Raw genomic sequence first — 23,078 nt, 5'->3', positions numbered from 1 at the left:
GCAATCCCGATTCCCGACATTAATAGACATCGCGCGCATAGCGCCCCTCCACCTGTAGTTGCGTGAGGTACGCGGCGGCGTCCTCGGCGCTGCGTGCGCCGTGGGTGGTGACGATGTCCAGCAGCGTGGCGTGGACGTCCTTGCCCATGCCGATGGCGCCGCAGACATACAGATGTGCGCCGCCCTGCAGCCAGGCATAGACCTCGGCGCCGCGCGCGCGCAGGCGGTGCTGCACATAGACCTTTTCGACCTGGTCGCGCGAGAACGCCAGGTCCAGGGCGTGCAGCTCACCGCGTTGCAGCGCCTGCTGCCACTCGGCCTGATACAGGAAATCGGTATTGAAATGCTGGGCGCCGAAGAACAACCAGTTACGGCCCCGGACGCCGGTTTCGGCGCGTTCCTGCACAAAGGCGCGGAAGGGCGCCACGCCGGTGCCCGGGCCGATCATCAGGATGTCGCGATCGGTGTCGGCCGGCACGCGGAAGCGTTCGTTGGGTTCGATATAGACCGGCGCGGTCTCACCCTCGGCGAGCGCAGCGAGAAAGCCGCTGGCCGATCCCAGATGCGCATGCCCATGGGCCTGGTAGTTGAGTTCGTCCACGGCCAGATGCACTTCATCGCCCACGCGCTTGCGGCTGGAGGCGATGGAATACAGGCGCGGGGCGAGTGGACGCAACGCGGCCAGCAGGCCGGCGTGGTCCCAATCCGCCGGCCAGCGCCGCAGCACGTCGATCACTTGATGATTGGAGAGCAACGACGCCAGGCCGGCAGTCTGGGTGGGGGCCAGCAGCGCCAGCAGGTCAGCTGCAGCGGCGCGCTCGGCATGGGCGGTGAGGAATGGCCGCGACAGCTTGGTCAGTTCGCGTCGGGTGGTCAGCCACTCGTGCAAGGCCAGCGTCTCGTCGCCGACGGTGACGGATGCACCACCGTCCAGCTGCAGGCTGTGCAGTAGCGCATCCACCAGCGCCGGCGGATTGCGGTGGACGATGCCCACGGCATCGCCGGGCTCGTAACTCAGGCCGCTGCCGTCCAGCGAGAACTCCAGATGCCGCACGCGCTTGCCCGGCTGCGCATAGACACGAAAGCCCGGGCCCTTGAAGTCGCGCCCGCTGATGATCTGGTTGGCCAGTACCTCGGCGGCAAACGGATGCTGGTGCGACCACGCCGGGGCAGCGGGGCTGCTGCGCAGCGGGGTGATCGTGGCCGTGTGCGGGGCGCTCCTGAGCTGCTCGCGTGCATGCTTGAGCGCCTGCACGCGCCAGGGGGCGGCGATGCTGTCGATGTCCAGGTCGGCTTCGCCACGCGGTTGCACGCGGCTGGCGCCGAGCTCGGCCAGGCGCTCATCGATGCGCCGCGCAATGCCGCAGAAGTCTGCATAGCTGGAATCACCCAGGCCCAGTACGGCGTACTTGAGCTCGGGCAGCTTCGGCGCGCGGCGGCCGGTCACGAACTCCACCAGGCCGATCGCATCGTCCGGCGGGTCGCCTTCGCCCTGGGTGCTGATCACCACGTACAGCAGGCGCTCGTTGGCCAGCTCGCGGGTGGGGTAGGCGTCGGCGCGCAGCAGGCGCACGCTCAGCCCGGCGGCCTCGGCGTCGGCGGCCAGTTGCTCGGCCTGGCGGCGGGCGTTGCCGGTCTGGCTGCCGTAGATCACGGTCAGGCGTTGGCCGTCCTGGGCCAGCGCCTGTGGCGGCCCGCCCGGCAGCACCGCCAGCGAACGCGGCGGGTGGCCCTGCGCCAGCCCGGCGGCATAGCCGGACAACCACCACAGCGCCGCAGCATCCAGGCCGTCGATCAACCGGTCCAGCAGCGCCTTGCGCTCGTCGGGCAAGGGGCTGGGCGGTAGCGCGGAGCTGGCGGCAGTCATTCGGGTCCGGGGGCTTTGATGAGACCGACGATGTTAGAGAAGCGTTGCGGGGACCAGAAAGGAGCAGCCGTTATCGTGTTATGCCAGCCGCTTATTTCGGGCTGGCATAAGGCCGGGACACACTGCGGCGCCCTGGCCTACCATCGATTGGCGAGCCTGCCGATCCCGACGACATCTCGATGACCTTGCTGCCGCTGTCCCATCTCGACCGGCTCGAAGCCGAAAGCATCCACATCCTGCGCGAAGTCGCCGCCGAGTTCCGGACCCCGGTGATGCTGTATTCGGTCGGCAAGGACAGCTCGGTGCTGCTGCATCTGCTGCTGAAGGCGTTCGCGCCGTCGCCGCCGCCGATCCCGCTGCTGCACGTGGACACGCGCTGGAAGTTCCGCGAGATGATCGCCTTCCGCGACCGTCGCGCCGCCGAAACCGGTGTGGACCTGCGCGTGCACATCAATCCCGAGGGCATCGCCCAGAACATCGGCCCGATCAGCCATGGCGCGGCTGTACACACCGACATCATGAAGACCCAGGGCCTGAAGCAGGCGCTGGAGCAGGGCGGCTTCGATGCGGCGATCGGCGGGGCGCGGCGCGATGAGGAGAAATCGCGGGCCAAGGAGCGGGTGTTCTCGTTCCGCAATGCGCGCCATCGCTGGGACCCGAAGAACCAGCGCCCCGAGCTATGGAATCTGTACAACGCGCGCACCAGGCCCGGTGAGAGTGTGCGCGTGTTTCCGCTGTCCAACTGGACCGAGCTGGATATCTGGCTCTACATCTACCGCGAAAAGATCCCGGTGGTGCCGCTGTATTTCGCCGCGCCGCGCCCGGTGGTGGAGCGCGACGGCGCGCTGATCCTGGTCGACGACGCGCGCCTGCCGCTGCACCCGGGCGAAACCCCGCAGCTGCGTTCGGTGCGCTTTCGCACGCTGGGCTGCTACCCGCTCACCGGTGCGATCGACTCCAGCGCCGACACCCTGGAGGCGGTGATCGCCGAAATGCTGGTCAGCACCAGCTCCGAGCGCCAGGGCCGCATGATCGACCACGCACCGGGCGCATCGATGGAACAGAAAAAGCTTGAGGGGTATTTTTGATGGGCAGTGAATGGGGAATCGGGAATGGGGAATCGCAACAGCGGTTGCCGGCAAACGTCACCATGGAAGAGGACGCCTTTGCGATTCCCGATTCCCGAGTCCCGATTCCCGGCAGCATCGCGGCCTACCTCCAGCAGCACGAATCCAAGCCGCTGCTGCGCTTCATCACCTGCGGCAGCGTGGACGACGGCAAGAGCACGCTGATCGGGCGGTTGCTGTACGACAGCAAGCGGTTGTTCGACGATCAGCTGGCGGCGCTGGAAAGCGACAGCCGGCGGCATGGCACGCAGGGCGAGGGTATCGATTACGCGCTGCTGATGGACGGGTTGGCGGCCGAGCGCGAACAGGGCATCACCATCGATGTGGCGTACCGCTATTTCGATACCGACCAGCGCAAGTTCATCGTGGCCGATTGCCCCGGGCACGAGCAGTACACGCGCAATATGGCCACCGGCGCATCGACCGCCGATGTGGCAGTGGTGCTGGTGGATGCGCGCAAGGGCCTGCTGGCGCAGACGCGCCGCCACAGCTATATCGTGTCGTTGCTGGGCATCCGGCACGTGGTGCTGGCGGTCAACAAGATGGATCTGGTGGATTACGACGCGCAGGTGTTCGCCGGCATTGCCGAAGGCTATCGCGCGCTGGCCGCGCAGCTGGGCATCGCCGATGTGCAGTGCATTCCGCTTTCGGCGCTGGCTGGCGAAAATCTGTCCGGCGCCTCGACGCGGATGCCGTGGTACCAGGGCCCGCCTCTGTTGCAGCATCTTGAAACCGTGCAGCTGGAGCCGCCGGAAGCCAGCAGCGGCCTGCGGCTGCCGGTGCAGTGGGTCAACCGCGCCAATTCGCAGTTCCGCGGCTATGCGGGCACGATTGCTGCCGGTCAGGTGCGTGTGGGCGATGCGGTGGTGGTGGTGCCGTCCGGGCGCCGCACGCAGGTGGCGAGCGTGCTCGATGCCAACGGGGAAGTGGACAGCGCACGCGCCGGGCAGGCGGTGACGTTGACCTTGCGCGATGAGATCGACATCAGCCGTGGGGACATCATCGCCGCCATCGACGACCCGCCTGAAGTGGCCGACCAGTTCGCCGCGCATCTGCTGTGGATGGACGATGCTGCGCTGCTGCCCGGGCGCCCGTACTGGCTCAAGATCGGCACCCGCACCGTTACCGTGAGCATCAGCGAGATCAAGCACAAGGTCGATGTGAATACGCAGGAGCGGCTGGCCGCCAAGCGGCTGGAGCTCAACGAAGTGGGCTACTGCAATCTGGCGCTTGACGAACCCATTGCGTTCTCGCCGTATGCCCGTAACCGGGTGCTCGGTGGCTTCATCCTGATCGACCGCCAAAGCAATGCCACGGTGGCGGCCGGCACGCTGGAATTTGCGTTGCGCCGCGCCGGCAACGTGCATTGGCAGCATCTGGATGTGGACCGCAGCGCACGTGCGCGCATCAAGGGGCAGGCGCCGCGCGTGCTGTGGTTCACCGGCCTGTCGGGTGCGGGCAAATCCACCGTTGCCAATCTGGTCGACAAGCGCCTGCACGCCCTGGGCTACCACACCTTCATCCTGGACGGCGACAACGTGCGCCACGGGCTCAACCGCGATCTGGGCTTCACCGACGAAGACCGCGTGGAAAACATCCGCCGGGTGGCCGAGGTGGCGCGGCTGATGGCAGACGCGGGGCTGATCGTGCTGGTGAGTTTCATCTCGCCGTTCCGCGCCGAGCGGCAACTGGCGCGCGAGCGCTTCGATGCGGGCGAGTTCGTCGAGGTGTTCGTGGACGTGCCGCTGGCCGTTGCCGAGGCGCGCGACGTGAAGGGGCTGTACCGCAAGGCCCGTGCCGGGCAGATCCCCAATTTCACCGGGATCGACTCGCCATACGAGGCGCCCGAAAGGCCGGAGATCCATCTTCACGCCGATGGTGAGAATGTAGAGGCGCTGGCGCGCCACGTGCTCGAGTTTCTGGGGCTGGAGCGCTGAGCGCGGGCATCAGGGCGCTGCAAGCGGCCTCCGGCACGTCATGGGATTGGCAGGAACCGGCAGTACATTGCCGTCCGGTTCTGCGCCAGCCTGGCTCGCAATGGGGGTCGCACGGGGCATCGATGACTGCGCTGGCCAGCGCATCGTGGCGGCGACGGCAAGGGTCGTTGGTCATGGTGCAAAGCGCGCCCTTTCTGTCAACGCATGGCGGCCAGGTCGGTAAACTTTCGAGGTACCCCGCCAGGATGTTCTGATGCTTGTTCTGCCCAGCGTGCGCCACTGCGTCGCGCTCTTGTTGGCCGTGTGGCTGTCCGGTTGCGCCCGTCAGGCGAGTACGCCGGCGGTGGCCAAGCCGATTCCGGTGGTGGTGCAGCCGGTGGCGGTGCAGCCGTGGAATTCCACCGTGCAATCGATCGCCACCGTGCGTGCGCGCGAATCGGTGGCGCTCACTGCCGCGGTGAGCGATGTGGTGGAGCAGGTGTATTTCGACAGCGGCGATGAGGTCAAGGCCGGGCAGTTGCTGCTGCGGCTGCGTGGCAATTCGCAGCAGGCGGCGTTGACCGCCGCGCAGGCCACCTTCGAAGAAACCGACCAGCTGTACCGCCGTCAGTTGAGCCTGGTTGGTCAGCAGCTGGTGGCCAAATCCACGGTGGATACACAGCGCGCGCTGCGCGATGCGGCGCAGGCGCGCGTGCAGCAGATGCGTGCGGAGATCACCGACCGCGAGGTCCGCGCGCCGTTCGCGGGCGTGCTTGGCATCCGCCAGATCAGTCCGGGGTCGTTGATCACCTCCAGCACGGTAATCGCCACGCTGGACGATGTGGCGCGCATGTATGTGGACTTCCAGGTACCGGAATCGCAGTTCGGTCTGGTGCAGCTCGGCAACGTGGTGAACGGCACGGCGGCCGCGTACCCGGGCGCGCGCTTCGACGGGGAGGTGGCGGCGATCGATTCGCGTATCGACGAAACCACCCGCTCGGTGACGGTGCGTGCGGATTTTCCCAATGACGACCGGCGCCTGCGCCCGGGCATGCTGCTGGATGTGCGGCTGTTCCAGCCGGCGCGGCAGGCGGTGGTGATTCCGGAAATTGCGGTGGTGCAGGTGGGGCGCGAGTCGTATGTGTTCCGGGTCAAGCCCGACAGCAGCGTGGAGCGCGCCGATGTGCGCCTGGGCGAGCGCCGCGATGGCAAGGTGGAGATCCTGGAGGGCGTCAAGGCCGGCGAGCGCATCGTGGTGGATGGCACCGGCAAGCTGCGTCCCGGGCTGAAGGTGGTCGACCAGGCCGCGCCCGCCTCGGCGCGCCCGCAGGCCGCCGCACAATGAAGCTCTCCGACCTGTCCATTACCCGCCCGGTGATGGCGGTGGTGATGAGCCTGCTGCTGATCGTGCTGGGGGTGATGTCGTTCACCCGCCTCACCTTGCGCGAGCTGCCGGCGATCGACCCGCCCATCGTGTCGGTGGACGTGGAATACACCGGCGCCTCGGCGGCGGTGGTGGAAAGCCGCATCACCCAGGTGCTGGAAGACGCGTTGGCCGGCATCGAGGGCATCGAGACCATCGAGGCGCGCAGCCGCAATGGCTCCTCCGACATCAGCATCGAGTTCGTGCAGTCGCGCGATGTGGAAGCCGCCGCCAACGACGTGCGCGATGCGGTGAGCCGCGTGTCCGACCGCATGCCCGACCAGGCGCGCCCGCCGGAGATTTCCAAGGTCGAAGCCGACGCCGACCCCATCCTGTGGCTCAACATGAGCTCCAGCACGATGGACACGCTGCAGCTGTCCGACTACGCCGAGCGCTACGTGGTGGACCGCTTCTCCAGCCTGGATGGCGTGGCGCAGGTGCGGATCGGCGGACGCCAGCGCTATGCGATGCGTATCTGGCTCGACCGTGACCAGCTGGCCGCACGCGCGCTCACCGTCGCCGATGTCGAAGCCGCGCTGGAAAACGAAAACGTCGAGCTGCCGGCCGGCAGCATCGAATCGGCGCAGCGCGATTTCACCCTGCGGGTGGAGCGCAGTTATCTCAAGCCGGAAGACTTTGCCAAGCTGCCGCTCAGCAAGGGCGAGGGCGGCTATGTGGTGCGGCTGGGCGACGTGGCCAAGGTCGAGCTGACCTCGGCCGAACGCCGCGCGTATTTCCAGAGCAACGGTGTGCCCAACGTGGGGCTGGGTATCGTGCGCAACTCCACCGCCAACGCGCTGGACGTCGCCCGCGAGGCGCGTGCGCAGGCGGAGGAAGTGCAGAAATCGCTGCCGCAGGGCACCAACATCTTTGTCGCCTTCGACACCACCACCTTCATCGATGCGGCCGTGGAGCGCGTGTATCACACGCTGGTCGAAGCGGTGGTGCTGGTGCTGGTGGTGATCTGGGTCTTTCTGGGCAGCGCACGCGCGGCATTGATTCCGGCGGTGACGGTGCCGGTGTGTCTGATCGCCGCGTTCATCGCGCTGTACGCGTTCGATTTTTCGATCAACCTGCTCACCCTGCTGGCGCTGGTGCTGTGCATCGGGCTGGTGGTGGACGACGCCATCGTGGTGGTGGAGAACATCCAGCGCCGCATCGACCTGGGCGAGCCGCCGCTGGTGGCCGCCAAGCGCGGCACCGGGCAGGTGGCATTCGCGGTGATTGCGACCACGGCGGTGCTGGTGGCGGTGTTCCTGCCGGTCGGCTTTCTGGAAGGCAACACCGGGCGCCTGTTCCGTGAATTGGCGGTGGCATTGGCGGCGGCGGTGGCGATCTCGGCCTTCGTGGCGCTGACGCTGACGCCGATGATGTCGTCCAAGCTGCTGCGCTCGCATCGCGTGGCCAAGCCCAATCGCTTCCATCAGTGGTTCGACGGGCGCATGCAGGCGGTGTCCGGCGCGTACGGGCGTTCGCTGGAGCGGCACGTGCAGCGCACCTGGATCTTTGCGCTGCTGATGCTGCTGGCGTTGGGCGCCAGCGCATGGTTGATGGGGCGCATTCCCTCCGAACTGGCGCCGGCCGAAGACCGCGGCAACTTCCAGATCATGATTGACGGCCCCGAGGGCGCCGGTTTCGATTACACCGTGGGGCAGATGCATCAGGTTGAAGACATCCTGCGGCCGTATGTGGGACCGGACAAACCCATCGTGCGTGCCAATCCGCGCGTGCCCGGCGGCTTTGGCAGCAGCGAGGAAATGCACACCGGCCGCGTCAGCGTGTTCCTGCAGGACTGGGAGCAACGCACCCGCCCGACCACCGAGGTGGCCGATGAGCTGCAGCAGAAGCTCAACGTGCTCAGCGGCGTGCGCGCACGCACGCAGGTCAGCGGTGGGCTGGTGCGCAGCCGCGGCCAACCGTTCCAGATGGTGCTCGGTGGCCCGGATTACGCGGAAATCGCGCAGTGGCGCGATCGTATCCTGCAGCGCATGGAGGCCAATCCCGGCCTGGTCGGGCCGGATTCCGATTACAAGGAAACCCGCCCGCAGATGCGCGTGAATATCGACCGCCTGCGTGCGGCCGATCTGGGTGTGCCGGTGACGGCCATCGGTGGCGCATTGGAAGCGTTGATGGGCTCGCGGCGCGTCACCACCTTCGTCGACAACGGCGAGGAATATGATGTGATGCTGCAGGCCGGGCGCGAAGGCCGCATGTCGCCGGAAGACCTCACCGCCATCCGCGTACGCTCCAGCCGCGGTGAACTGATTCCGTTGTCCAACCTGGTCACGCTCAGCGAAGTGGCCGAGGCCGGCACCTTGAACCGCTTCAACCGGCTGCGTGCAATCACCATCACCGCCGGTCTGGCGCCGGGTTACCCGCTGGGCGACGCCATCGCCTGGGCGCAACAGGCCGCACAGGAAGAACTGCCGGAATACGCGCAGCTGGACTGGAAGGGCGAATCGCGCGAGTACCAGCAATCCGGCAGTGCGGTGTTGCTGACCTTTGGCATGGCCTTGCTGGTGGTGTACCTGGTGCTGGCTGCGCAGTTCGAAAGTTTTGCGCACCCGCTGGTGATCATGCTCACCGTGCCGCTGGCGGTGCTGGGTGCGTTGGTCGGCTTGTGGGTCACCGGCGGCACGCTCAATCTGTTCAGTCAGATCGGCATCGTGATGCTGGTCGGCCTGGCAGCGAAGAACGGCATCCTGATCGTGGAATTCGCCAACCAGTTGCGCGACGAAGGCCGCAGCGTGCACCAGGCCATTGTCGAATCCGCCTCGGTGCGGCTGCGCCCGATCCTGATGACCTCCATCGCCACCGTGGTGGGTGCCATCCCGCTGGTGGTGGCTGGCGGGCCCGGCTCGGCCAGCCGCGCCACCATCGGTGTGGTGGTGATCTTCGGGGTGTCGCTGTCCACGCTGCTGTCGCTGTATGTGGTGCCGGCGTTCTACAGCCTGATCGCCCCGCACACCAAGTCGCCGGAAGCACTGGCTCGCCAGCTGGAAACCCTGGAAGCGGACACCCCATCGGTGGGCGGGCACGCGTAGTGTGCCTGGTCACGCTGCACGGCCGCACGTCGCGTGCGGTTGTGCGGGGAGGTCATGCCACCTGCATGCGAATGCCGGTCTGCGCGTCTGCGCGCTGGTGCGCAGCGCCAGCATCACGCTGTGACACGCAACGGTGCCAAGCCCGCGCAGACGGGCTGTTCTTGCGGCGGTACGTTGGTTGCATGCCGTCCTGCACCGGTTGCACCGGTTGCAGCGGCATCTTCAGGTGCACATGCCGCTGGCCGCCACGGCACGATGCGACCGCCACCGTTGCCACTGCGGGTGGGCAGCCGGCGCCTGCCCACCCGCAGCAGCCGTCCCGCCTATCCAATGACTAAGGTCACATGACACGCATGCCCGGCTGTGGTCGACTTCGGCGGTTACCCTGACCGGAATTGCCCATGCGTCGTCTTGCCTGTCTGCTCGCTCCTTCCCTTCTTGCGCTGTGCTGCGGTAGTGCGCTGGCGCAAACGTCCGGCGAGGCAGTGCCCAATGGGCGCCTGCCGACCTGGGCGGTACCCGAGCGCTACAGCCTGTCGTTCAAGATCGATCCGGAGCAGACGCAGTTCAGTGGCCGCACCACCATTCGCGTGCAGCTCAAGCAGGCGTCCGATCACCTGTGGCTGCATGGCAAGGAACTAGCGGTCAGCAAGGCCACGGTCAAGCCCGGCAAGGGCAAGCCGCTGACCGCGCGCTACGTGCAGGCCGATGCACAAACCGGTGTGGTGCGCCTGGACTTCGGCCGCACGCTGCAGCCGCAGACGCTCACCGTGGACATCAGCTATAGCGCGCCGCTCAATCAGCAGCTGCAGGGCCTGTACCAGGTGAAGTACCAGGGCAATGCCTATGCGATGACGCAGATGGAGCCGATCAGTGCGCGTTACGCGTTCCCGGGCTTCGACGAGCCGGCGTTCAAGACGCCGTTCGACCTGAGCCTGACGGTGCCCAGCGACGACCAGGCGCTGGCCAACACCATCGCCACCTCGACCAAGCCGGCCGGCAAGGGCTGGAAGACGGTGACCTTTGCGCCCACCGTGCCGCTGCCCACCTATCTGGTGGCCTACGCGGCCGGTCCCTGGGATGTGGTGGATGTGCCGGCCATGCCGGCCACCCCGCAGCGCCCCACGGCCACGCCGTTGCGCGGTATCGCCGCCAAGGGGCAGGGCCCGCGCATCACGCCCGCACTGGACCAGACCCCGGCCATCATCGCCGCGCTGGAGGACTACTACGCGTTCGGGTATCCGTTCGACAAGCTCGATCTGGTCGCCGCGCCGGATTTCAGTGCCGGCGCGATGGAGAACCCGGGGTTTGTCACCTTCCGCGATTGGCTGTTGCTGTTGGACAAGGACTCGCCGGCGGTGAACGTGCAGCGTTCCTTCAACACCAACGCGCATGAGCTGGCGCATCAATGGACCGGCGATGCCGTGACCATGGCGTGGTGGGACGACCTGTGGCTCAACGAGGCCTTCGCCACCTGGATGCAGCAGAAGATCACCATGCAGCTGCATCCGGAATACCACGCCAACCTGGACCGGATCGGTGGTGCGCAATATGCGATGAACAACGACAGCCTGGTCAGCGCGCGCAAGATCCGCCAGCCGATCACCGGCAATGGCGATATCGAAACCGCCTTCGACGGCATCACCTACCAGAAGGGTGCGGCAGTGCTGGCGATGTTCGAAGCCTTCGTCGGCGAGGATGTGTTCCGCGAGGGCATGCGCGCCTATATCGCCAAGCACAAGTTTGCCAATGCCACCGCCGACGACCTGGTCGATGCGATCGCCGAAGCGGCCGGCAAGGGCGCCGATTTCAAGGCCGCGTTCCGCAGCTTCCTCAACCAGCCGGGCGTGCCGTACCTGCAAACCCAGGTGGCCCGCGAAGGCGGCAAGACCGTGGTGAAGCTGCAGCAGCAGCGCTATCTGCCGCTGGGCTCGGCCGGCTCCACCGCGCAGCAGTGGGGCGTGCCGGTGTGCGTGAAGTACGGCAAGGACAAGAACCAGGTCGGCACTGCCTGCCAGCTGCTGGACAGCGCCAGCGGCAGCATCGTGCTGGAAGGCGCCGGCAAGAACGCCTGGGTCTTCCCGAACGCGCGTGGCGCCGGCTATTACCGTTTCAGCCTGCCGAAGAAGCAGCTGGCCGCACTGGGCAAGCAGATCGGCCAGCTCGACGACAGCGAGCAGCTTGCCTATGCCGATGCGATCGACGCGGCGTACCGCCATGGCGATGCCGACAGCGATGCAGTGCTGGCGGCGATCAAGCAGCTGGCGCCGTCCGCATCGGCCGATGTGTCCACCGCGCTGGTGGACCGCTTGGTGTGGATCTGGCAGTACCAGGCCAGCACCGAGGCGCAGCGCAGCGCCTTGCGCAAGGTGGCCGAGCAGGCCTACCTGCCGCGCCTGCGTCAGTTGGGTTACACGCGGCGCAGTGGCGAGTCGGTCGACGACGTCGCGTTGCGGAGCGCGTTGACCAGCCTGTTCGGTTTGCGCCTGCAGACGCCGGAGGTGCGCAAGGCCTTGCTCGCCCAGGGCGACGCCGTGCTGGCCGGCGACAACGGGGCGCTGGAGTTCTCCGCGGCCAATCCCGACCTGCTCGGCAGCGCACTGTCGGTGACCGTGCAGGAACGTGGAGCGGCCGCGGTGAATGCCTTGATTGCCGCGCTGCGCACGCATGCCGACCCGGCGCAGCGCAACGCGATGATCGATGGGCTGGGCGCGGTGCAGGACCCGGCGCTGCTCAAGCAGGTACGGGATTTCGCGCTCACCGATGCGATCAAGGTCGGCGAGATGAAGAGCCTGCTGCGGCGTGGTCACGCCGAGCAGGCCTCGCATGCGTCGATGTGGCCCTGGTTCACCGCCAACTTCGACCGTATCGTGCAGCGCAGCGGTTCGTTCGACGGCGGCGGCTTGCCGGCACTGGCTGCCAGCGGCGGCTGCAGCAGCGAGGAAGCCGACCGCCTGGAGGCCTTCTTCAAGCCGCGGCTGGCCACCCTGAGCGGCGCCGACCGCGGCCTGGCCCAGACCGGCGAAACCATCCGCCTCTGCGCCGCGCTCCAGCAGGCGCAGACCGCCAAGCGTTGAGTTGCGGCATGCATCTGGTGTGCGCAGTATCGGCGGTGTCGATACTGCGCAGGCCTCGGCCAACCCGATGCATGGCGGTACGTCCAGAACAGGGCGAGCGCCGCTTCTCGGCCGAGTGTTGCACGCGCGTGACTGCGGTCTGCAGCAGGCAGATCGGTCTGCCTGAGTGCAGCTGACAAAAACGACCGCGCTCACCACAAGGCGGGCGCGGCTGGTGCTGGCGCGGCATGTTGCACTGCGTAGAGTGCGGTTGCTGCGCGCCGTCCACACCACCAGACGACTGCTCGCAAGGTGTGTTAGCTGCTCCACCAAGGGCACGCCGAAGCTGCGTGCGTTTCGTCGCCTCGACAGCGCGCCTCCACAGGACGGCAAGACGTCCGCAGTGGCTCAGCCCGGCCGACGTATACGTCCCATCGCGCCGGTGGCTTACCATCGTCGTCACTAGTCCTGCGGCTGCGGCCCTGCCGGTGCTGCAGCACGACCAACACCACGTTGCGGAAGGGGCCGAAAAACCTGGTCAGCACTGCAAGCAACACCTACCTCTGGATACGACGATGACACAGCACGATGGACGCGGCCCACGGCCGCCACGCGATGGCGGCAGCGGCGCCTCGCACAACCCGTGGGGCCGTGCCGCGCCGCGCACATCTACACCGCGCGGTCCCGCACCCCGCGCGCCGGCCCAGCATACGCCCGCCACCGCGCCACCTGCCGCTGCGGCAAGCGGCAACGCGCGTGAGGTGCGCCTGCACGGCATCAATGCCGTGCAGGCCGTGTTCAAGGCGCGCCCGCAAGCCATCCGCAAGCTCTATCTGAGCGAGGCGCGGATTCCGCAATTCAAGGCCTTGCTGGCCTGGTGCGTGGCCGAGCGTATCGGGTATCGCGTGGTGGAAGACGCCGACCTCAGCAAGCTGGCCGCCAGTGCGCACCATGAAGGCGTGGTGGCCGAGGTGCTGCGCGTGGCGCCGCAACCGCTGCAGGAGTGGCTGGCCGCGTTGCCGCAGGGCCCGGTGCTGGCGCTGTGGCTGGATGGCGTGGGCAACCCGCACAACTTCGGTGCGATCCTGCGCTCGTCCGCGCATTTTGGTGTCGGCGGCTTGCTGCTGCCGGCCGGTTCCACGCTGGGGTTGTCCGGCGCTGCGGCACGCGTGGCCGAAGGCGGCGCCGAAGCGGTGCCGTTGGTGCAGTTGCCCGACACCGCGCAGGCGCTGACGCAGTTGCGGCACGCTGGGTTTGCGGTGGCCGCCACACTCGTTGATGGCGGACAGGACGTGTTCGCTGCCAGCCTGCCGCAGCGCCTGGTGTACGTGATGGGAGCGGAAAGCGAGGGCATGGACCGCCAGTTCGCGCGCGACTGCGATCTGCAGCTGTCCATCGGCGGCAGCGGCAAGGTCGAAAGTCTCAACGTGGCCTCGGCCACCGCTGTCTTCCAGGCCGCCTGGCGTGCCCGTGTGATCACCGGAGATATCTGATGCGTGTGTCTGCCTGGCTACTGGCTGCTACCTGCGTTATCACCGGCAGCGCTGCTGCTGCCACGGCGCCCACGCCTGCCGCACCACCGGACGTGCGCACCGATCACGGTGTGGTGCGCGGCCAGTGGCAGGACGACGGCAGCGCGGTGTTCCGCAAGATTCCGTTCGCCGCACCGCCGCTGGGCGCGTTGCGCTGGCGGCCGCCGCAACCGGCGGCCGCCTGGACACAGGTACGCGACGCCACCCAGGCGGCCACGCCGTGCGTGCAGCCTGCGCTGGGCTGGAACGACGCGATGGCAAGGCGCGGCAGCGAAGACTGCCTGTACGTGGAAGTGCAGACCCCTGCGTTGCATCCGGCCAAGCCGTTGCCGGTGTTCGTGTGGATTCATGGCGGCGCCAACGTGGCTGGCGGCGCCGATGGGCATCTGCCCACCAACCTCGTTGCGCAAGACATGCTGGTGGTGACGCTGCAATACCGGCTGGGCGCGCTGGGGTTCCTGTCACTGCCGGAATTGCGCGATGGCGACAACGAGGCCGCCGGCAATTACGCCCTGCTCGATCAGATCGCCGCGCTGCGCTGGGTGCGCGACAACATCGCGCAGTTCGGCGGCGACCCGGCGCGGGTGACCATCGCCGGGCAATCGGCCGGTGGCCAGGACGTGGGCCTGCTGATGCTCAGCCCATCGGCGCGCGGCCTGTTTTCGGCGGCGATCGAACAGAGCGGCACCGCCGGGTTCGGCTTGCCGGCACGCAGCCTGGAGGACAATCGTGCGCTGGGCGTTGCCATCGCCAAACGCGCAGGCATCGAGGATCCGGCAACGCGCCTGGATCAACTGCGCGCGCTGCCGGTGGAACAGTTGATCCAGGCCGGGCAGGGCGTGGATGTGCCGGCGCTGGATGACGACGGCTACATCTGGCTGCAGGCCGTGGTCGATGGCCGCGTGCTGCCGCGTGCACCGGCCGAGCTGCTGGCAAGCGGCGCACAGGCCAAGGTGCCACTGCTGATCGGCTATGTGGTGCAGGAGCTCACCTACGGTGGCGAGCAGGGCGCACAGGCGCGTCTGCGGCGCGACTATCCCGAGCGTGCCGATGCGGTGTTGCAGGCGCAACGCGCGCATGCGCAGCAGCGCGCCGCACGTCAGGGCACTGCGGCGATGCAGTTGTCGACCGACCTGACCTTCCGCTGTCCGGCGGTGACGGTGGCCCGGCACCAGGCCGCTCTCGGCGTGCCGGTCTGGCATTACGTGTTCGACACGGCTGCACCCGGCGCGCAGGTCACGCACAGCGCGGAGTTGCCGTTCCTGTTCAAGAATCTGCCGGTCGGCCAGCCGCCGGTGTCGCTGCAGCGCTACTGGGCTGCGTTCGTGCAGCGTGGTAACCCGAATGCCAAGGGCCTGCCTGCCTGGCCGGCGTTTGCGCCCAAGCATGCAGGGTTGCAGTTCGATGCGCAGGGCGTGCAGCCGATCAAGGATGCGCGCCCGGCCGTGTGTGCAGGGGTGGATTTGCCGTAGCCGACCGCGCGCACTGCTGCAGTGCGCGCGACCGCTTCACCTCAGCGTGCGCAGCCCGGGCCACCGAAATAGAAGCCGCCGTTCTGCATCTCCGGCGACAGGCTGGTGCGCGACACACCGCTGCCCAATGCGTACGGATAGCTGTACCCGGCCAGTGCCAGCGTGTAGCAGGCAGGCTGCTCGACGTTGAGCGATGACAGGCGCTGTGCCGGTCGGGTGGCTATGCCGGCATCGCGGTAGAAGTGGTTGGCCTGAAAGGCTGCCTGGCGGTAACCGACAGACGCGAACCGGCCACTGCCCATCGGTGCGCTCGGGCGGCCGTCCCAGGTCGAAATCTCCCCACCTGCGGAAATGAAGATGTTGGCGCTGCCTTCGGCAATGTCGCCCGCGTAGAGGTCGGCTTTGTAGTAACCGATCCATTCGCCATTCAAGCCGAACCACCAGTAGCCATCGGCATTGCGCTGGAATTCCACGTGCAACATGGCCTGTTTGCCGCCTGCGCTGCTGAAGCCGCCGGCCGGTGCGGCACCTAGCACGTTTGCGCTGCTGACCTGCACGAAGTCCGCGCAGTCCAGGTTGTGGCAACCGGTGGTGAGGTAGCCATCCTGGGTGGAATAGATGAACAGGATCGGCGTGTTGCCCCAGCCGGCGCCTGGCTGGGTTTGCCAGCCGGCCTCCAGTGTCTGGATCTGCCCCTGCCGGGTATAACCCCCCAACCAGATCTGACTGATCGACTGCGCATCGTTGGCACGCACGGCCGGGACCCAGGTGTTGAGATCGGCGCCGGCACCGGTGACCGGCGAGCCGGCGGTATCCAGATAGATGGTGGAGTAGTAATGCACCACCGACGCGGCCTGCTGCGCGGCTGGTGCGATGGTTGCGCGGGTGGGTGCGGTGATGCGTGGTGTGGTACCGCGCAGGAAGTCCTGCAGCGTCGCATGCTTGCTGATGTCGGCCAGGCCGATGCGTGCCAGCGGCACACTGCCGGCATCGCAGCGCGGCGCCGCCTCCAGCGCAGCGCCGCTGCTGACACCGGCAGCGATGGTCGGCGGCAAGGCGGGCGTGCTGCCATCGCGCAAGGCAGGTTGCTGCGCACGCGGGATGCAATCGAACACCGCCTTGCCCTGACGCACACTGCGCAAGACGGTCAGCCCGTTGTAGCGATTGAACAGATAGCGCTGCATCTGTGCGAAGGCGACAGGGTCCTTGACCTTTGCCGCAGGCGCGCGGTTGGCGTAGCTGAGCTGCGCCTGCGCATCCAGAAATTGCTTGAACTCCGGTGTCACCAGGGGAAACGCGCGCGATGCCGCGGTAGCGGCGCGTTGTGCAGCGAGATGCGGCTTGGCGGCAGTGCGTGCGGTGGCAGGGGTGTTCAGGAGTGGCGGCATCACCGCGTCGATGCGTTGGTCATCGGCCACTGAGGTGGAGGGCGCCAGGAGCATGCCTGCGAGGCTGGCCTGAGCGCTCGTGCAAATGACAAGCGCAGCAACGGCGCGGCCGATCGACATCGGTCGCTTGGAACGGAAGGTCATCAGTGTCTTTCCTGGGGCCGGAGCGAGACAGCGTGCATGCGGCGAACCATGCGCACCGTGCCATCACCATCGCAGGGACAGACCGGAAAGCGGTCGTCGGCGCAGGCCTGCGGTGAAGGCCCGCGCATACTAGGTTATCTATTTTTCAAAAGTCTCCGGGCGTCTCCATTGCGTGACACCAGGCACGCGCCAAGCGTAATGCGCTAAGCGGATGCAGATCGCCGGACGCAGTGCAACGCTGCCTGCCACGAGCGGCGCGCCAACCCCTCTCGCGGCGGGAGAGGGGTTGGTTGCGTGCATGTTCCAGGTGATCACGTGTCTTGATCTGCGGGCAGGGGACGCAGCGCGGATCACTGCGCGTTGAGCGCAACGCGCCGGCTACTGCTTGTGCAGCCGTACCGCTGCGCCGCCGCTGGCAGCCAGCGCCAATTCCAGGGTGTCGTTGCGGGTGAGTGTGCGGGTCTCGATCCGCACGTCGGTCGGAGCCTGGCCGTCGGCATAGATCGTCGCCGTCCAGGTGCCTTTGCCCAGGAACGACAGCGGCAGGGTCAGCGTGCGTGCCTGTTCGTTGGTCATCGCGCCCAGGTACCAGTCCTTGCCGCTGCGCCGCGCCAATGCGATGTGCTCGCCGATCGCACCGTCCAGGGCGCGGGTTTCGTCCCAGCTTGCCGGGACATCGCGCAGGAATTGCGCGGCCGGCACATTTTCGTATTGCTCCGGGCTGTCGGCCACCACCGCGAACGGGCTTTCGTACACCACATACATCGCCAGCTGCTGCGCACGCGTGGTCATGACCTGCGGTGCGATGTGCTGCATCTTGAATTCGGCCGGGCGAACATTGCGGAAGCCGCCCGGGGTGTAGTCCATCGGCCCGAGCAACATGCGCGTAAACGGCAGCGTGAGGTTATGCGTGGCGGTGATGCGGGTGGTCCACTTGTTGTATTCCGCGCCCAGCACGCCTTCCTGGGTCAGATAGTTGGGGTAGGTGCGGGTCAGGCCGGTCGGGTGATACGCACCGTGCAGATCCACCAGCAGCTTGTGCTCGGCAGCCTTGCTCAGCAGGCGATGGTAGAAGTCCACCATCTGCTGATCGTCGCGGTCCATGAAGTCGACCTTGATGCCCTTGATGCCGAGTTGCTGGTACCACGCCAGTGCGTCGTCCATGTGTGCATCGAGCGCACGCCAATGTGCCCACAGCCACAGGCCGACATCGCGCTTGCGCGCATAGCTGACCAGACCCGGTAGATCCAGTTGCGCCACCGGCCGGCGGATATCGGCGTCTGCGTTGTATTGGCCATCGCCGGTGCTGCCGTAATACCAGCCGTCATCGATCAGCATGTATTGCAGGCGCAACCGCTGTGCGTGGTCGATGTAGCGCTGGATCGTGGCGGTATTCATGCCCGGATTGGCCACCCCGCTGGCCAGACTGCCCGACCACCAGTCCCATGCCGATTTACCGGCGCGGACCCAACTTGCATCAAAGGCAGGTGGTGGATTCAACGCGGAAATCAGGTTGGATTCGATCAGGCTGGCAGGCGTGTCGCCCAGCATGATCACCCGCCACGGCGTTGCGAAATCGCGCCCCTTGGCGTCGATGCTGACCGCCAGCCTGGGGTTGTCCAACTGTGGCGACAACCCGGCCGAGACGCCCAGGCTGCCATCGGCGCGGCCAGTGAGGTAGAGCCCGGCGTAATCGCGCAGGTTCGCCTCGGCAATCGCCAGCGTGGTGCCTTTGGCATCGGTCTGGCAGACCAGCGGCAACTCGAGCAGGTTGTGCGGGCGCAATCTGGACGCAGCGATGGCGTCGTACTCGCCCTCGTGGCTGGTTCCGAACCGGCCCAGATTCAAGCTCCAGCATGGGTAGTCGCGTGGAAACGCAAAGCTGGTGAGTTCGTCGCGAATGCGCACCTCGCCAGCGGCTGGTAACACGTAACGCAGTGCCACACCGTCGTCGTACGCGCGTAGTTCGATGGTGAGCCGGCGTTGCTGTCGATCGGACAAGTGCACACGCAGCGCGCGGTAGTGGTCGCGGCCCTGCTGCGTCTTGCCGACCTGCAAGGCAAACCGGCTGTCATGCGTTTCGGTGGTGCTGTCTTGCACGCGCATGTCGCTGCCGAGTTTGCCGGCGTTGCCCAGATCCAACCCGAGCGGTGCGTCGGCGAGCACCAACGTGTTGCGGTACAGCACGCGATAGCTGGGCACGCCGCCCTCGCGCAGGGTGAATTCCACTTCGGTGCGTGCGTCGGGCGATTGCACGCGCAGGCGCTGCGCGGTTGCGGGCGTTGCGATCAACCACAGCAATGCGCATGCCGCCGGTAGTGCGGACTGGATCAGGTTTCGCATGAGTCCCTCCTCCTGGGAGCGCCAACCCTAACGCAGAAAGGTTGTCGTCGATATCACCTTGGGGTAACGTTACCTCGCACCATGGCCGCTGAAACAGGGGCGGCAGCCACGGGCTGCATCACCAAGCGCGAGCGACGCACTGTCCGGATGGACGCTGGTCGGTTTGCACGGACGTGGTGTGCACCGTTGCGTGGCAGTAGAGCTTGGGAGAGGCCTCTAATGCTGATGGTTCGCAAGGCGTTCCGCCGTGGAGCGCTGTGGTTGTTGTGTGGTTGCATGAGCTGGACTGCAGTGGAGGCTGCGCCCGCCGATGCGAATCCGCCGGGGCCTTACGATGTCCGCGTGCTCGCGGGCGGGATGGGGCTGGCAAAGAAGCTCGCCGCCGATGCACCGCTGCTGGCCGCCAACGCGGACTGGAGCCTGTCGGCGTGGGTACGCCCATCGCGCGCGAGCACCGGGCCGGCCCTGATTGCCGGTGTCGGCGATCCCAAGGATGCAGGCCGCTACTTCGCGATCGATGCCGGCAATCTCGGCTTCGTGCAGGGTGCCGATAGCGTGCTGCGCAGCAAGCAGGCGCTACGCCCAGGCGAGTGGACGCAGGTGGCCGCCGTCGCCCGTGGTGGGCGTCTGACGCTGTACGCGAACGGCCGCCAGGTTGCCAGCGGTGCCGCCCGGCAACGTGCAGTGGCGCCGGTGCTGATGTTCGGCCCGCGCGAGCAACCGGCCGCCTACACGCAGCACTTCGGTGGCGAGATCGCCGGCTTCACCGCGCAGGCGCAGGCACTGGAGGCGGCCGCGGTCGCGCAGCTGGCCGCACAGACGCCGGACCCGGTGCTGCAGCGCTTCGAGGATGCATCGCCGGCGTGGCAGGTACAGGTCAAGCAAATGGCCGGGCAGGTGGCGCCACAGGCGCCCGCAACGTTGCCGCGCAGTGCAGCGGCGTTTTCTGCGCCGGTGGCCAAGCCGGTGCCGAACACGCCGGCCTTGCAGCCGCTGGATGCCGCTGCGTGGCGGGTGGGTGCGTGGCAACTGGCAGCCGCGCCGGATCTCGGGCCCGCCACAGGCGCCACGTTGTCGCGTGGCGACACGGCGGGTGGCAGCGCCTGGCATGTGGCCACGGTACCGGGCACGGTGCTCACCACGTTGGTCGATCGCGGCGTGTATCCGGATCCGGATATCGGCCTCAACAACATGGCCATTCCCGAATCGCTGAGCCGGCAGGACTGGTGGTACCGCAGCAGTTTCGATCTGCCCGCCGACGCGCAAGGCAAGCGGCTGGAGCTGCTGTTCAACGGCATCAACTATGCCGGCGAAATCTGGGTCAACGGCACGCAGATCGGGCGCACGCGCGGTGCATTTGCACGCGGTCGCTTCGATGTCAGCAAGCAGCTCAGGCCCGGCCGTAATGTCGTTGCGGTGCGCGTGTCGCCACCGCCGCATCCGGGCATTGCGCATGAGCAGTCGATGACCGCCGGCGTCGGCGAAAACGGCGGCGTGCAGGCGCTGGACGGGCCCACCTTCATCGCCAGCGAGGGCTGGGACTGGATTCCGGCCGTGCGCGACCGTAATGCCGGTCTGTGGCAGGACGTGCAGCTGCATGCCACCGGGCCGGTCACCATCGGCGACACCCGGGTGGTCACCGCGCGTCTGGCGCCGGATCACCGCCGCGCCGAGCTCGAAGTCAGCGTGCCGCTGCGCAACGACGGTGCTGCGCCCGTGCAGGGCACCGTGCAGTTGGCCATTGGCGATGTGCGCATCCAGCGCGAGGTCAATGTGCCGGCAGGCGGCACCACGCTCAAGCTCACCGCTGCCGATACCCCGCAATTGGTCATCGCCAACCCACGCCTGTGGTGGCCCAACGGCTATGGCGAGCCAGCGCTCTACACCGTGCAGGTGGGGGTGGAGGTTGCCGGTACGCATTCGGACACGCAGCAGTTGCGCTTCGGCATTCGCGAGGTCACCTACGAGTTGTCGCTGTTCGATGAAGATGGCGCGTTGCGTCGGGTGCTGGTGGATTTCAACAAGGCGCGCCTGCGTGGCGAGCGCATTGTGGATGCGCGCCACAGCGCGATCCGTCCCGTACCCGGTGGCGATGCGCAATCGTTCTATCCCGGTGCCGCCGTATCGCCGGCAGTTACGCCGCTGAAGGACGATGCGCTGGCGCCGTACCTGGCCCTGCGCATCAATGGCGTGCGCATCGCCGTCAAGGGCGGCAACTGGGGCATGGACGATTGGCGCAAGCGCGTGTCGCGCGAGCGGCTGGAGCCGTACTTCCGGCTGCAGCGCGATGCGCATTTCAATGTGGTGCGCAACTGGGTGGGGCAGAACACCCAGAGCAGCTTCTTCGATCTGGCCGACGAGTACGGCATGCTGGTGCTCAACGACTTCTGGCAGTCCACCCAGAACTACAACATGGAGCCGGCCGACGCGGCGCTGTTCCTGGACAATGCGGCCGAGGTGATCAAGCGTTTCCGCAATCACCCATCCATCGTGCTGTGGTTCGGCCGCAATGAGGGCGTGCCTGCCCCCATCCTCAACGAGGGCCTGGACAAGCTCGTGGCCGAACTTGACGGCACGCGCTGGTACACCGGCAGTTCCAATCAGGTCAATCTGCAAGGCAGCGGCCCGTACAACTACCGCGAGCCGGTGGGCTACTTCAACGCCTTGGCGCAGGGCTTTTCGGTGGAAGTGGGCACGCCATCGTTTTCCACCCTGGAGTCGTTCAAGGCCTCGGTCCCGGCGGCGCAGGACCAGTGGCCGATTAGCGATGGCTGGGCATACCACGACTGGCACCAGTCCGGGAATGGCGACACCGCCAGCTTCATGCGCTCGCTCACCGACAAGCTTGGTGCGCCTACCAGCCTGGAGGACTTCGAGCGCAAGGCGCAGCTGCTCAACTACGACACCCATCGTGCCATCTTCGAAGGCTTCAACGCGCAGCTGTGGACCAAGAACAGCGGGCGCCTGCTGTGGATGAGCCATCCCGCCTGGCCCAGCAACATGTGGCAGATCTACAGCCACGACTACGACACCCACGCGGCCTACTACGGTGTGCGCAACGCGGCAGAGATGCTGCATGTGCAGATGAACCTGCCGGGTCACGAGGTGGTGGTGGTCAACAACGCCACCGACCCGGTGCGCGGCTTGCGGGTACGGGCGGAGATCTATGGCACCAACGGTGCGCTGCTGCAGCAACGCGAACAAGCGGTCGATGCTGCCGCTGTTGCGGTCTCGGCACCGGTGATGCAGCTGGCGCCGTTGCTCAAGGACACCCACGGGCTGGGCTTTGTGCGCTTGCAGTTGCTCGATCGCGATGCGGTGGTGCGTTCGCGCAACTTCTATTGGGTAGCGCGCGATGCGGCTGCCATGCGCGGCCTGGGTGCGCTGTCCGCGGTACCGGTGCAGCTCACCATGCGGCTGGAAGACGGCGCAGAGCCGGTGTTGCGTGCCACCGTGCGCAACCCCTCGCAGCAGGTGGCGCTCAACACCAAGTTGACCCTGGTGGATGCGCAAGGCCAACGCATCCTGCCGGCGTACTACAGCGACAACTACCTGAGCCTGGTGCCGGGCGAGCAGCGCGAAGTGGAGATCCGCGGGCCATCGGCCGCCACCTTGCGTAACGCCACGCTGCAGGTGCGCGGCTGGAATGTCGAACCCTCAACCGGCGCTGCGAGCGGGCTTCCGTAGCCGCGCCGATACCTTGCCACGCCGTGCGCCCTGCACGGCGTTTGCACTGGCGCGCCACCCGGCGTGCCAGCCAACACCG

Annotated in this window: 11 protein-coding genes; 8 read left to right on the top strand and 3 right to left on the bottom strand. The window is 67.0% G+C overall.

Annotated elements, in window-relative coordinates; genetic code table 11:
* Positions 1–19: 19 nt before the first annotated feature.
* Positions 20–1,867 carry an assimilatory sulfite reductase (NADPH) flavoprotein subunit gene (locus ABQZ09_RS05355; RefSeq protein WP_349776315.1) on the bottom strand — a complete coding sequence of 616 codons (1,848 nt, stop codon included), beginning with the start codon at positions 1,865–1,867 and terminating at the stop codon, positions 20–22.
* Between the two features lie 179 nt (positions 1,868–2,046).
* Between ABQZ09_RS05355 and cysD the strand changes: the two genes are divergently transcribed.
* From cysD to ABQZ09_RS05320, 7 genes are all read left to right on the top strand, one after another.
* A complete protein-coding gene (gene cysD / locus ABQZ09_RS05350; protein WP_349776314.1) occupies positions 2,047–2,955 on the top strand; it encodes a sulfate adenylyltransferase subunit CysD in 909 nt (302 codons plus the stop codon).
* Positions 2,956–3,017: 62 nt separating this feature from the next.
* The gene (gene cysN / locus ABQZ09_RS05345) at positions 3,018–4,931 is read left to right on the top strand and encodes a sulfate adenylyltransferase subunit CysN (protein WP_349776313.1); all 1,914 of its coding nucleotides are present in this window, start codon (positions 3,018–3,020) and stop codon (positions 4,929–4,931) included.
* A 253-nt stretch (positions 4,932–5,184) separates the two neighbouring features.
* The gene (locus ABQZ09_RS05340) at positions 5,185–6,255 is read left to right on the top strand and encodes an efflux RND transporter periplasmic adaptor subunit (RefSeq protein ID WP_228314904.1); all 1,071 of its coding nucleotides are present in this window, start codon (positions 5,185–5,187) and stop codon (positions 6,253–6,255) included.
* Positions 6,252–9,377: an efflux RND transporter permease subunit gene (locus ABQZ09_RS05335; RefSeq protein ID WP_349776312.1), complete on the top strand. Its 3,126-nt coding sequence runs from the start codon at positions 6,252–6,254 to the stop codon at positions 9,375–9,377. Before ABQZ09_RS05340 ends, ABQZ09_RS05335 begins: the two co-directional genes overlap by 4 nt.
* 401 nt (positions 9,378–9,778) lie before the next feature.
* Positions 9,779–12,454, top strand: coding sequence for a M1 family metallopeptidase (locus ABQZ09_RS05330; protein ID WP_349776311.1), 2,676 nt, complete (start codon positions 9,779–9,781; stop codon positions 12,452–12,454).
* A 554-nt stretch (positions 12,455–13,008) separates the two neighbouring features.
* On the top strand, positions 13,009–13,926 hold the full coding sequence (locus ABQZ09_RS05325) for a TrmH family RNA methyltransferase (RefSeq protein WP_349776310.1): 918 nt from the start codon (positions 13,009–13,011) through the stop codon (positions 13,924–13,926).
* Positions 13,926–15,437 (top strand): carboxylesterase/lipase family protein, encoded by a 1,512-nt coding sequence (locus ABQZ09_RS05320; protein ID WP_503018527.1) that lies wholly within the window; start codon positions 13,926–13,928, stop codon positions 15,435–15,437. Before ABQZ09_RS05325 ends, ABQZ09_RS05320 begins: the two co-directional genes overlap by 1 nt.
* A gap of 41 nt (positions 15,438–15,478) precedes the next feature.
* On the opposite strand, the gene ABQZ09_RS05315 is transcribed toward ABQZ09_RS05320, so the two are convergent.
* Together ABQZ09_RS05315 and ABQZ09_RS05310 are read right to left on the bottom strand one after the other, a co-directional pair.
* Positions 15,479–16,879, bottom strand: coding sequence for a neprosin family prolyl endopeptidase (locus ABQZ09_RS05315; protein WP_349776309.1), 1,401 nt, complete (start codon positions 16,877–16,879; stop codon positions 15,479–15,481).
* A 468-nt stretch (positions 16,880–17,347) separates the two neighbouring features.
* On the bottom strand, positions 17,348–19,312 hold the full coding sequence (locus ABQZ09_RS05310) for a glycoside hydrolase family 97 protein (RefSeq protein ID WP_349776308.1): 1,965 nt from the start codon (positions 19,310–19,312) through the stop codon (positions 17,348–17,350).
* Positions 19,313–19,531: 219 nt separating this feature from the next.
* Between ABQZ09_RS05310 and ABQZ09_RS05305 the strand changes: the two genes are divergently transcribed.
* Positions 19,532–22,999 carry a glycosyl hydrolase 2 galactose-binding domain-containing protein gene (locus tag ABQZ09_RS05305; protein ID WP_349776307.1) on the top strand — a complete coding sequence of 1,156 codons (3,468 nt, stop codon included), beginning with the start codon at positions 19,532–19,534 and terminating at the stop codon, positions 22,997–22,999.
* Positions 23,000–23,078: the final 79 nt, after the last annotated feature.

Source organism: Xanthomonas sp. WHRI 6106, assembly GCF_040202405.1.
GTDB classification, from domain to species: Bacteria; Pseudomonadota; Gammaproteobacteria; order Xanthomonadales; family Xanthomonadaceae; genus Xanthomonas; species Xanthomonas cannabis.
This window is presented reverse-complemented; position numbering and strand designations above follow the sequence as displayed.

Bases quoted from the DNA above. Each gene is read 5' to 3' on its own strand.
- ABQZ09_RS05320 (WP_503018527.1), top strand. From the start codon at position 13,926: ATGCGTGTGTCTGCCTGGCTACTGGCTGCTACCTGCGTTATCACCGGC.
- ABQZ09_RS05355 (WP_349776315.1), bottom strand. From the start codon at position 1,867: ATGACTGCCGCCAGCTCCGCGCTACCGCCCAGCCCCTTGCCCGACGAG.
- ABQZ09_RS05335 (WP_349776312.1), top strand. From the start codon at position 6,252: ATGAAGCTCTCCGACCTGTCCATTACCCGCCCGGTGATGGCGGTGGTG.
- cysN (WP_349776313.1), top strand. From the start codon at position 3,018: ATGGAAGAGGACGCCTTTGCGATTCCCGATTCCCGAGTCCCGATTCCC.
- ABQZ09_RS05305 (WP_349776307.1), top strand. From the start codon at position 19,532: ATGCTGATGGTTCGCAAGGCGTTCCGCCGTGGAGCGCTGTGGTTGTTG.
- ABQZ09_RS05310 (WP_349776308.1), bottom strand. From the start codon at position 19,312: ATGCGAAACCTGATCCAGTCCGCACTACCGGCGGCATGCGCATTGCTG.
- ABQZ09_RS05340 (WP_228314904.1), top strand. From the start codon at position 5,185: ATGCTTGTTCTGCCCAGCGTGCGCCACTGCGTCGCGCTCTTGTTGGCC.
- ABQZ09_RS05325 (WP_349776310.1), top strand. From the start codon at position 13,009: ATGACACAGCACGATGGACGCGGCCCACGGCCGCCACGCGATGGCGGC.
- cysD (WP_349776314.1), top strand. From the start codon at position 2,047: ATGACCTTGCTGCCGCTGTCCCATCTCGACCGGCTCGAAGCCGAAAGC.
- ABQZ09_RS05330 (WP_349776311.1), top strand. From the start codon at position 9,779: ATGCGTCGTCTTGCCTGTCTGCTCGCTCCTTCCCTTCTTGCGCTGTGC.
- ABQZ09_RS05315 (WP_349776309.1), bottom strand. From the start codon at position 16,879: ATGCTCCTGGCGCCCTCCACCTCAGTGGCCGATGACCAACGCATCGAC.